9 protein-coding genes and 1 pseudogene are annotated in these 11,669 nt (G+C 51.2%); 3 read left to right on the top strand and 7 right to left on the bottom strand.

Annotated features, from left to right (window positions below):
* Positions 1-192 precede the first annotated feature (192 nt).
* The 4 genes from alr to CLOSYM_RS13515 are packed head-to-tail and all read right to left on the bottom strand — an operon-like array spanning position 193 to position 3,956.
* A complete protein-coding gene (alr, locus tag CLOSYM_RS13530; protein ID WP_003504413.1) occupies positions 193-1,374 on the bottom strand; it encodes an alanine racemase in 1,182 nt (393 codons plus the stop codon).
* A complete protein-coding gene (locus tag CLOSYM_RS13525; RefSeq protein WP_009296409.1) occupies positions 1,331-2,902 on the bottom strand; it encodes a bifunctional ADP-dependent NAD(P)H-hydrate dehydratase/NAD(P)H-hydrate epimerase in 1,572 nt (523 codons plus the stop codon). Before CLOSYM_RS13525 ends, alr begins: the two co-directional genes overlap by 44 nt.
* Positions 2,899-3,267, bottom strand: coding sequence for a holo-ACP synthase (acpS, locus tag CLOSYM_RS13520; protein ID WP_003504409.1), 369 nt, complete (start codon positions 3,265-3,267; stop codon positions 2,899-2,901). Before acpS ends, CLOSYM_RS13525 begins: the two co-directional genes overlap by 4 nt.
* Entirely contained in the window at positions 3,264-3,956 is a 693-nt protein-coding gene (locus CLOSYM_RS13515; RefSeq protein ID WP_003504406.1) for a redox-sensing transcriptional repressor Rex, read from the bottom strand. Before CLOSYM_RS13515 ends, acpS begins: the two co-directional genes overlap by 4 nt.
* Before the next feature lie 188 nt (positions 3,957-4,144).
* Between CLOSYM_RS13515 and CLOSYM_RS13510 the strand changes: the two genes are divergently transcribed.
* Entirely contained in the window at positions 4,145-6,082 is a 1,938-nt protein-coding gene (locus CLOSYM_RS13510; RefSeq protein WP_009296410.1) for an ABC-F family ATP-binding cassette domain-containing protein, read from the top strand.
* 74 nt (positions 6,083-6,156) lie between these two features.
* Here the strand turns inward: CLOSYM_RS13510 and CLOSYM_RS13505 are convergent.
* Positions 6,157-6,369, bottom strand: a pseudogene (locus CLOSYM_RS13505) (DNA-3-methyladenine glycosylase I); the annotation flags it as partial.
* A 264-nt stretch (positions 6,370-6,633) separates the two neighbouring features.
* On the opposite strand from CLOSYM_RS13505, the gene CLOSYM_RS13500 reads away from it, so the two are divergent.
* Positions 6,634-7,017, top strand: a complete 384-nt coding sequence (locus tag CLOSYM_RS13500) for a BlaI/MecI/CopY family transcriptional regulator (RefSeq protein WP_003510459.1) — start codon at positions 6,634-6,636, stop codon at positions 7,015-7,017.
* Positions 7,010-8,317, top strand: coding sequence for a M56 family metallopeptidase (locus CLOSYM_RS13495; protein WP_003510458.1), 1,308 nt, complete (start codon positions 7,010-7,012; stop codon positions 8,315-8,317). The genes CLOSYM_RS13500 and CLOSYM_RS13495 overlap by 8 nt, the downstream gene beginning before the upstream one ends.
* A 60-nt stretch (positions 8,318-8,377) precedes the next feature.
* On the opposite strand, the gene CLOSYM_RS13490 is transcribed toward CLOSYM_RS13495, so the two are convergent.
* Positions 8,378-9,484 (bottom strand): TRAP transporter substrate-binding protein, encoded by a 1,107-nt coding sequence (locus CLOSYM_RS13490; protein ID WP_003510457.1) that lies wholly within the window; start codon positions 9,482-9,484, stop codon positions 8,378-8,380.
* Entirely contained in the window at positions 9,474-11,528 is a 2,055-nt protein-coding gene (locus CLOSYM_RS13485) for a helix-turn-helix transcriptional regulator (RefSeq protein WP_021642528.1), read from the bottom strand. The genes CLOSYM_RS13490 and CLOSYM_RS13485 overlap by 11 nt, the downstream gene beginning before the upstream one ends.
* Positions 11,529-11,669 lie beyond the last annotated feature (141 nt).

Raw genomic sequence — 11,669 nt, 5'->3', positions numbered from 1 at the left:
AGGGCCCTGTCGCGGCCACTACGTGTTTCCGGCATGCTGATATCAAAGTTTCTGCAATTATATAAAAAGGCGCATGGAGGGCATATCGTATTTCCCGCACACAGAAGCGCTGAGTGGCCGCGACAAGGTCCGCCCCCGCACTTAACGCGTGAGATATTCAGCGGCCGTACCGGCGGCGTCCTCACCTGCTAATTAAATAAAATCTTCATATTTATCGTCCCAATAATCTTTCCTGCCCACCTCAACTCCATGTCTTATATATACCCTGGGAACACGTTTTCCCAGCACACAGGGTATCTCATAGCGGAAACCGCCGCAGAGGTCAGCCAGCCTTTCCATTGACAGCATCTCGTCCCTGTCCCGCCCGGCCAGTGTGGCCCGATCCTCCTCCGCCGCACCGGGGATATCCGTCACATCCACCATGAACTGATCCATACAGACGCGGCCCAGAATCGGCGCCCTCCTGCCTCTGATCAGGACATAGCCTTTACCGGAAAGGCTCCTTGGGTATCCATCCCCATATCCGGCACTAATGGTGGCAATTCGCATCCTCCGTTTTGCGGTGAAGGTCCCTCCGTAGCTTACGCTTGTTCCCGGCTCAATATCCTTGACACAGGTCACAAAGCTCCTGATTTCCATAGCCGGATAAAGCGGCATCTCCCTGTTCACCTCGTCGGAAGGGTAGATTCCATACATGGAAATTCCGGCTCTGACCGCATCCAGCCCCATCTGCGGCAGATCCATAATCGCCGCGCTGTTGGCGCAATGGCGGACCGGAATCTCAATCCCCCGTTGCTTTAACGCATCATTAAATTCCATATAACGTCTGTACTGAAGCTCGGTAAAATCCTTATCGGACTCATCGGCTTTTGAAAAGTGGGTAAATAGACCTTCTATCCTGATTCCCGGCAGCGTGTGTATCCGCTCCACCTCCCGTACGCTGGCCTCCCCCGGCTGAAAGCCAATCCGGCTCATCCCCGTATCCAGGGCAATATGTATCTTTGCCGTCTTCCCCTCCTTTACGGCAGTCTTTGAAAGCTTCTCCGCCTTGGAATATTCATAGAGAGCCGGCCTGATATCATAATCCAAAAGCTCCTTAAAATAGCGCTCGTGTGTACTGCCCAGAATAAGAACCGGTTTCGTGATTTTGTGCTTTCTGAGTATGATTCCCTCTTCCACAGCAGCCACCGCATATCCGCAGACAAAAGGATCGATGGCTTTTGCCACCGGCACGGCGCCGTGTCCGTAGCCGTCGGTTTTTACAACGCCTATTATTCCGGTCCCGGACGGCAGTCCCGCTGCCATCGTCTCCATATTTTTTATGATATTATCAAGGTTGATTTCCGCATAAACCCTGCTGTATGGTTCTTCCATTGTCGTCCTCCTGCATAATTGAATCTGCAATCTCCCTGGCCAGAATAGAATGATCTCCTTTTCTCTTTGCCGCTCTGTCTCCTGCCAGGCCGTGAAGCCACACGCCCAGGGACGCCGCCTCATCTTCCTGGAGTCCCAGGGCGATCAGGCCCGCAATCAGGCCGGTCAGAACATCCCCGGAACCTGCTTTCGCCATGGCTCCGCATCCGCTGCTGTTAATAAAGACAGAGCCGTCCTTGCCCGCAACAACGGAAACAGCATCTTTCAGGACGCAGGTTACGCCTTTATCTTCACAATAAGCGACAGCCGCCCCCGGCAAATCCTCTTTTAAAGTCTCCACCTCCTGCCCCGTCAGCCTCGCCATCTCACCGAGATGAGGGGTCACAATCACATTCTCCGTGAAAAATTCCGACAGGTGAGGATATTCCGCCACAGTATTTAATCCGTCTGCATCTAAAATTATGGGAACATAAGCCGACAAAAGTACATATTCTGTCAATTTCACCACATGGCGGCCCCGCCCCAGTCCCGGTCCCAGTACAATAACACTGGCCCAGGCACACTCCCGCTCCACAAGCTCCCGGAACGCTTCCGGTTCCTCCGCCTCCATCCCTTCCGGATAGGATGCTATAATTGCCTCGGGAAGCAGTGTCTGGAGTATCTGCACATTTGTTTCCACCGTCAATATTTTCACCAGACCCGCGCCTGTCCTGTATGCGGCCAGGGCGCTCAGATATGCTGCGCCGCACATTCCTCCGGAACCGGCCGCAATCAGTACTTTTCCATAAGTTCCTTTGTGGGAATCCTGCTTTCTCTGCGGAATCCTGGATAAATCAGACGTATCATATGTAAAAAAACGCGTTCCGCTGTAACCATCGTAACCGGGAAATCCGATATCCTTTACCTCGACCCTGCCGCAGTATCCCTTTCCGGGGTATATGGCGGTTCCCACTTTTTCATAGCCGAAGGTCACTGTCAGATCCGCCTCCACCGCAGCCCCAAGGATACGTCCGGTCTCCGAACAGATACCGGACGGAATATCGACCGCCACGGTGAATTCAGGCTTAAGTCCCGAAAGGAACACTACCGCTTCCCTGAACTCGCCCTCCAGCTCCCTGGAAAGTCCCACTCCAAACATGGCATCCACCGCCACATCAAAACGCCCCGGCAGATATCCGCCGAAATCCTCAATTGCAATCCCCAGCTTCTCGTCGATTGATATCTGACGTTCCATTTCGCCCGTCCAGCGGCTTCTGTCTCCCACTGTAATAATAGAAACGGAAATCCCCCTTAAATGTAATATACGGGCAATCGCCGCGCCGTCCGCGCCATTGTTGCCTGTCCCGCAAAATACGAGGACACGGGCGTCCAAAACCGGCTTTCTCCCGCGCCTTTGATACTCCTGCATCAGCTCGTCCGCCACAGCCAGGGCGGCCCGCTCCATCAGAACCATGGACAAAATCCCTATAGTCTGGATAGCATACGCGTCAATTTCTTTCATCTGTTTTCCGGTTACCAGGCGTCTCATCCCACGTCCCCCTCTCCTACTGCATAGGCCGATGCGTACACGGCCGTATTGCTGATTGATACAAACAGTTTTTTGATTCCCAGACGTTTGGCCGTCTCCTCCGCTTTTCCGTATAACATGACATAGGGCTTTCCCAGCTCATCCCTCAATACCTCGATCTCTCTGGGGCCGAAAGTGCGAAAGCCCGTTCCGAACACTTTGGCGACTGCTTCCTTTACGGCAAAATTGCCGGCCAGCCGGGCTGCATTACCCCCGGCCTGCCGGCATTCCTCCTCCGTATATACACGCGTTAAAAAAGCCTCTTTAACACAGGCTTTTCTAATGCGTTCTATCTCGATTAAATCCGTTCCAACACCTACTATCATGTTCTCTCTCTGGCGTCTCCTGCTTTTCCAAGGGCTTCTTCCCTCTCCCGCTCTTTCTGGTCCTGCATGTTGCAGACACGGTAGGAAAGGCGCATCAGACTCTCGGATAAATGGACATTTTCCACTACGACATCGTCGGGAACCTGCAAATCCGTATGAGCAAAGTTCCAGATGGCTTTGATTCCGGCTTTGACAAGACGATCTGCGATCTCAGGCGCCTTAGACTTCGGAATCGTAAGAGCTGCAATCTGCACCTCGTTATCCTTAATGAACTGTTCCAGGTCCTCGATTCCTCTAATCTCCACCCCGCGGACCACCAGGCCCACCAGGCGCGGATTCACATCGAACATTCCCTTGATTATAAAGCCCCGGCGTTCAAAGTTTGTGTAATTTGCAATGGCCTGTCCCAGGTTTCCCGCACCGATGATAATCAGGTTATGCTGCCTGTCTATCCCAAGAATCCTCGCTATCTCACTATATAAATATTTTACATTATATCCGTAGCCCTGCTGCCCGAACCCTCCGAAATTATTAAGATCCTGCCGAATCTGAGAAGCTGTCACTTTCATCCTGATGCTCAAATCATTAGAAGAAATCCGCTCGACACCCTCCTCCAGCAACTCCCCCAAATACCGGTAATATCTTGGCAGCCTGGAAATTACTGCTTTTGAAATCTCTTTCTGCTCCACGGCTCTTCGTCACCTTCTCTCTGAAAAATAAATTACTTTTATTTATTATAGCATATGACAAATTATTGTCAAAGGTTTTTTCTGAAGCCTTGAAAATCCTGGCTTTTTATACTATAATTAAACATTAACGGCTGCCTCTGTTTCACTTAACAGTTGCCGGTCTATTACCGATGAAACGGGAGGATATCATGATACTGTCTTGTAATAATATATCAAAAGCATTTGGTACCGACTCCATACTGGAGCATGTATCATTTCATATAGAGGAACGTGAAAAAGCGGCTATCGTCGGAATCAACGGCGCCGGCAAGACCACGCTTTTTAAAATTATCGCCGGCCAGATGGGAGCCGATGAGGGGGATGTCGTCATATCCCGCGGTAAAACGCTGGGCTATCTGGCCCAGCACCAGGATATCAGCAGCGATAACACGATTTATGATGAACTGATGGAAGTAAAAAAACCGATTCTCATGATGGAGCAGCAGATCCGCGAACTGGAAATCCAGATGAAGCATCGAAGCGGCGAAGCCCTGGAGGCCCTTTACCAGACTTACAGCAGGCTGAATCACGAATTTGAACTGATGAACGGGTATGCATGGCAGAGTGAAATCACCGGCGTTCTAAAGGGTCTCGGTTTTACGGAGGATGAATTTAAAAAGCCGGTAAAAGAATTATCAGGAGGCCAGAAAACCAGGGTGTCCCTGGGAAAGCTTCTTCTCTCCAAACCGGATATCATCCTTCTCGACGAGCCGACCAACCATCTTGATATGGAGTCGATCGCATGGCTGGAAGGTTATCTGACTAATTATGCCGGAACCGTCGTAATCGTGGCCCACGACCGGTATTTTCTGGATCGGGTTGTGACGAAGATTATTGAACTGGACAACGGAAAAGCCACTACTTTTCAGGGCAATTATTCCGCCTACAGTGAGAAAAAAGCGATGCTGCGCGCCGGTGTCATGAAGGCCTATTTAAACCAGCAGCAGGAGATCCGGCACCAGGAAGAAGTTATTACGAAGCTGCGTTCCTTTAACCGTGAAAAATCCATCCGAAGGGCGGAGAGCCGTGAAAAGCTGCTCTCCAAAATAGAGGTTCTCGATAAACCGGTGGAGTTAAACGATGCGATGAATATCACGCTGGAACCGAATATCCTAAGCGGCAATGATGTCCTATCCGTACGCGGCCTGACGAAGCGCTTTGACGGCCCCGTACTCTTTCAGAATGTGGATTTTGACATTAAGCGCGGGGAACGCATTGCCATTATCGGAAACAACGGCACAGGAAAAACGACTATTTTAAAAATCATCAACGGACTGGTAGAACAGGATGCCGGGGAAATCACGCTGGGCGCCAGGGTCCATATCGGATACTACGATCAGGAACACCAGGTGCTTCATATGGATAAGACATTATTCCAGGAGATTCAGGACACTTATCCGAACATGAATAATACCCAGATTCGAAATGTGCTTGCCGCCTTTTTGTTTACCGGAGATGATGTCTTCAAACTGATCCGGGATTTAAGCGGCGGCGAACGCGGCCGCGTATCTCTTGCAAAGCTGATGCTTTCCGAGGCCAACTTTCTGATCCTGGATGAGCCGACCAATCACCTGGACATTACGTCCAAGGAAATACTGGAAAATGCCCTTGTCAACTATACGGGAACCGTACTTTATGTCTCCCACGATCGTTATTTTATCAACAAGACGGCCACAAGAATACTCGACCTGAAGCTGGGAAACCTGATTAATTATATTGGTAATTACGACTACTATCTGGAGAAAAAAGAGACGATGGAACAGCTCTTTACTCCGGCGGCAGACTTTGCCGCCTCTGCCGCCGGGGCGGGTGCATCTTCTGCTTCTTCCGGGGCCGGCTCTTCTTCGATGGACTGGAAACAGCAGAAAGAGGAACAGGCGCGGATTCGGAAAAAACAGAATGCCCTGAAGAAAACGGAGGAGGAGATACATGCCCTTGAGACCAGGGATCAGGAGATCGACGGTCTGCTCTGCCTGGAAGAGATCTTTTCCGATGTCTCAAAACTGATGGAACTGAATCAGGAAAAGGATTCCATCGCATCCAGGCTTGAAACACTGTATGAGACCTGGGAAGAGCTTGCAGAATAACGATAACCTGCTGCGGCATCAGTCCCTTCCGCCGCAGCGCGCTCTCCACGGAGCGCGGCTGCACTGCCTGGCTCTCAGACTTTCTCCCGTTTTCTCACGACCGGATAATTTTCCAAAATATCATGGTAACGAAAACAGTTTTCCCTGTGATCGTTGATAATTCCGCATGCCTGTAAATGAGAATATATGGTAATCGAGCCCATATATTTAAATCCCCGCCTTTTTAAATCCCTGCTGATTTCATCCGACAGCAGATTCCTTGCCGGAACCTTCCCCTTCTGATGTCCCCCCTTTGTGTTTAATATCCGTTCCCTTTCCATTTTTCCCTCCGCTTCTGTTCCGGCAGACCTGTAATATCCCCATGCATTCCCTCTTTTGTTAAAACGTCCGCTGCTATTCCCAGTATATCACGATATCCGCAGTCCGGCAGCAGGACTTGCTACGCGAAATCTGCTCTGCCGCCGCTTCCGGAGCCTAAAACAGTTGACAGTTAGAGTGCAAGGTGTTATCTTATAGTTAGAGTGCAACATGTACTCAAAAGGAGGATAAGAATGATACAGCAGGTTTCTGATTTTGAATTGGAACTGATGAAAACCATCTGGGGAAACGGCGGAACCGCCCTTTACGCGGAAATTGCCGAGGCGTTGGAAAAGAAGGGCACGCCCGCAACAAAAAATACGATCATTTCCCTGCTGTCCCGGCTAATTGAAAAGGGCTTTCTAAAGACTAACAAGATTGGACGGCGCAACAGATATACCGCCCTTGTCTCTGAAGCCGACTACCGCGCCGCCCAGACAGAAACATTTCTGGATAAAATCTATGAGGGCAGCGCTAAGGATTTGATTTCCACACTGATTCAGAAGGAAATGATTTCACCCGACGATTACGAGAACCTCAAAAAGCGTTGGGAAGGGAGCTGCCTAAAAGATGATTGAACTGTTAAAGCTGTTACTCTCCCTGTCTTTTTCAGGGATGGTGCTGATTCTGATCCTGCTGCTGAGCAGACCGCTTTATCGGAACCGGTTAAGCAGGCAATGGCAATATTATATCTGGCTTATCGTCGTGGCCCGGATGCTGCTTCCCTTTACCCCGGAGCCAAGCCTGACAGGAAGTCTGTTCCAGGCCTCCGGCAGCGCCGTTATGCAGCTTTGCCCGGATGGACCGGAGCTTTTAAACGGCCGGGCGCCTAAAAATTTGCAGACAAAAACGGCAAAGGCAGCTCATATCATTCGAAAGGAACGTCCTAATCTCGAGATTTCCATTAATAGCAATGCCGCTGTGAAGCTGGTCCCCACGTCAGCGAAAGACGTGACGGTTGACTATGCAGATACCCTGTATGATGTTTCCGTGGAAAATGAAAACGGCGACTGGAAGGTAGCTATCAGCTATATTGGCAGCTATTCAAAATACACCTCCGCGGTTCTGCATATCCCCGACACCGCCTTTGGGGAAATCGGCATACACGTAGATGAAGCCACCCTGTATTTTAACAGTGTATTCCGGTATGGTGAAACCATCAATGCAAAAATCAGCGATTATGCCTCAATCTTCTATACGGTTCCGTCCGGCTTTCAGGGAACTCTGAACATGACGGCGCCTGACTGCTACCTTGAACTGTATTCTGATGACGGATATAAAAATTGCGATGTGACTATATCAAACGGGTCCACATTCGGTGACATTGCGGATGGCTTTACCAAACGCGGGAATCGTTTCGTATATTCCGACGGAACGAAAGCCGGAGTGATCAATATTGATTTAGGAAGCGGCGGATATGTGTCCATCGAAGCCGGCGGCAGCGAAACAGCAAAGCCGGCAAAAGAACCGGCGCCAGAGCCTGAAATGTATGCCCCGGATTCCTCCGGAAAGCTTGTCATCCCCGTCTCACTCCATACGATTGGTGAAAATGAAGCTGTCTGTATCGGTGAAATCCCGGACATTCGTAACGCGGTAAGCTTTGAATATGATATTACCTGTGGTGACAGCCAGGGAACGATATCTGCCGGTTTGCGCAGACCCGTACTGGACAGCGACTGGTTTTTCCGCTGTCAGGTGAATATAACCGAAGACAACAGCACGCTGCAAACACGTTTTGATAACCATTTTAATTCTGCCATGGGAATTTATGATATGTATAAAGGCAGCTACCAGTTCTATATTCAAAATAAAGGCGGCACCTTATCAGACATATCAGGGACTGTCACCGTACAGTACGGCGCGGTGACGCCGGATTAAACGATAACCTGCTCCGCGCAACAGGTCACCGCCATCAGGCAAAAGCCCTGCGCAATGACGCTATTCCCCGCGCAGGGCTGTAAGCAGGCGGTCTATCTTCTCATCCCCGGCCTCCGCTCTCAGGGCGGCCTCCACAACCGGTCCCCCGGTTTCCCTCATGCGGCGAAGCACTTCATCCGGCAGTTCAACCGTCTCAACACCGGATTCCGAGAGGACTTCGGTACATGCTTCAAGCTCCCTCTCATCCATCTCCCTTGCATAATCCACCATCTCCTGCGCCGTCTCGGTTAAAAGCTTCTGTTCCTCTCCACTCAGAGAATCATAGAAGTCCATACCCACCAGCATACATTCAAAATAAATCTTGTGGTTGGTCAGGATCAGGTATTTTTGCAGGCGGTGGATCGAGTTGGATACAATGAGCGGGAGCGTATTTTCCTGTGAATTAACGAGTCCCTGCTGCAGTGCGGAAAACACCTGATGAATATCATAAACTCTGGTCTGCGCTCCGAGACTCTGCCAATAGGCCCCTTCTGTCGTATTGGAAGTAAAAATGCGCATCTCCAGTTTGGAAAAATCCTCTGCCTCATCAATCCGCTCGTTGCCCGTAAGCACACGGTAATGAGCCGGAAACACCGCCAGAATCTTTATCCCCTTGGCCTCACATTCCTCCTCCAGCATACGGCGGGCTTCCCCATCCTTCAAAAGTTTGTCAATCTCTTCCAGGGAGGCATCCGACAGAGTTGACGCCCATAACATCGCTCCCATCGTATCCGTGGCCGCCGGCCCAATGCGCATTTCCACCGTTTGGTTAAGAAGAGGCCTGTCGCTGTCGTTGACGTGCCCCAGTGTATCATCCGGAAATATCTCCACCCGGAACCGGCCTCCTGACTTCTCTTCCAGCGCCATTTTAAAACGCCCCGCTATTTTCTGGGTGGTACTGAATGCGGTGGCCGAATGGGTCAGGAGAATCACGTTCTCTCCCTGCCGTTCCTCCTGCTCCTGCCTCTGTTCCTGCTCCTGTTTCTCCAATAGGAGGCTGAAAAGCTCCGTCTCCGGCTGTGCCTTATTGCAGCCGGAGGACAGCAGTAAAACAGCCGCCGCCAAAACAGCCGCCGCTTTTTTAAGCGGACGGCGTAAAATATGCACAGCCTGCTTATCATCGTTCATCTTCACGCTGCTCCTCTCCCTTCATCCGGGTACGGAACTGCCCCGGAGTCTCCCCCTCATACCGCTTAAATACACGGATGAAACTCTGGGGGGAGTTAAATCCCACTCTCAGTCCGATATCCCCCACCGTCTCACCGGTCTCTATCAGCAGAAGCTTTGCCTGCTCAAGACGGTACCGGTTCAGGTAGTCGAGAAATCCCGGCGGCTGGTGTTCGGCAAAAATCCTGGAAAGATAGGGGGCCGTAAGCCCCAGCTTCCCGCTGACGCTTTCAAGCGACAGGCTGCTGTCGCCATAGCCTGCCCTAATCAGTTCTTTTGCCTCCTCCACCCGGGCATGTGTTTCTTTATTTCCCTCCTGTTCCCCATTACCGGTACCTCCTTTCAAAAAGCGGCTTACCAGCTGGATTCCCGGGTTCTCCGCCCTGAGCTTATCAAACTCTTCCATCCTCTGCTGCAGGTCCGACCGCGCCTGAAGCCAGAGTACATTTAAGTCGAACAAGTTTCCGGCAAAGTCACTTCCCCCTGCATACACATCGAAGTTTCGCTCCGCCAGACGGCGCCGGAGTGATTTTTCAAACCTCTCCAGTTCCCGGTACCATGCCGCCTCCGTCATGGCCTGGTTCATGCAGAGTACGATTCCTTTCTCAGACCCGTCCATATCCACAGACTGCAAAAGCGCCGATGCCCCCCAGTATTCCTCACTGTACCGTATCATCTGAAGACCGTATAGCTCCGCATCCACCGGACTGTCGTTCCCATGCTCCCGGCTGCGGTAATAAAGCGCCAGTACCCGGTACTGTCCGTCAAATGGAAACGGACTTTCAATCTGCTCCAGCGTCTCCCTGACCGCCCCTTCCTCCCAGCTGCTGCCGGTCAGAAGGCCCTTAAACAAGTGTTCGCTCAATGAGGCTCCCACCGACTGCAGGATATCCCGCAGTCTCTGGTTCTGCTCCCTGTCCCCTGCCATGATGCCGCGCAGCAGCTCCTGTTCGGTGGCAAAAGACGCCCTGTCCGCCAGAGCATATCCGGGATTCTTCTGGGAAATCAGAGAGTCGAGAAGCGCGCGGAAAGGCCGGTAAATCCGCCAAATCAGGTAAACCGCCGCCAGCGCCAGCAGAACCAGCGCCAGCAGGCCGTATGTAGCCAGAGCCTTAACAAGTCTGGGCGTCTCCACATCCAGATGAATCCCTTCCATCCGCTGTATAAAATACCATCCTGTTCTGCCCGACTGGTAAACCAGAATATATCCGCCGCCCGATCGGTAAATCTCCTTGCCGTCTTCTTTTCTTTCCTGCTCCGAAACCAGCAGCTTATCTGCTCCCGGATATGCGAGCATGTCGGAAAATACCGGGACTCCTCTGCTGTCATAGACATAAATCATGCCGCTTCCGGTCGTCTGTTCCGCCGCCAGGCCCATTTTTCTATAAAGTTCCGGCAGATTCAGCTTCAGAATCACTCTGGCCAGTGTCTTGGAATCCGGATAGTCCATAATCATCCATCCTTCCCCATCCAGGCAGAAAAGCCCGCTTTCAACTTCCTGCATGTCCTGCAGCCCTGAAGGCTCCGGCTCCGCTTCATCCCCGTATCCATTACCGGCTCCGCGTAAAAGCTCCTGCCGGGCGAAATTATCACTGTTCACCACACTTTTGTCCGACCCCAGCACCTTTTCCGAATAGGGCAGATAAAGGTAGGCTTCCATCACATCTTCATCCCGATCCACAAGACTCGACAGCTCCTGCACCACATTCATCGCCTGCTGCTGGAGCAGGTCCTTTCCCGAAACCATCAGACGGCTGCAGTCCTGCGCCTGTAAAAGGCTCTCCATCTTTGCCGTCAGGGAAGCCGCCGCCTTGTCGGCCTCCAGGCTCCGTTCTTTTATATTCGCAAAGCAGACATCCGACTGTTTCTCCAGATACTGTTCTTCATAGAGATTTCTTAAAAAACAGCCGAAAAAAGTGCCAATTATTATGGTAAGCGCCAGAAGAACCATAAGCGTCTGGCCAAACATTCCCGAAAAGCGAAAATTAAACCGTATCCGTTTCATTGATTTTACCCCCGCTCTATCGTACCATAAATCAGCTCTTCGGACAAGGAGGGCGGGGTCCGTTGATTGCGCAAGTTCACTTTTCGTTACTGTTCACACGCAATGTAATGATACCAGGGTCAAAAGGTTGGAAATCTGATG

The organism is [Clostridium] symbiosum ATCC 14940, from assembly GCF_000466485.1.
Lineage (GTDB): Bacteria > Bacillota > Clostridia > Lachnospirales > Lachnospiraceae > Otoolea > Otoolea symbiosa.
Note: the sequence above shows the minus strand (reverse complement) of the source record. Positions and strands in the feature narration are given on the sequence as shown.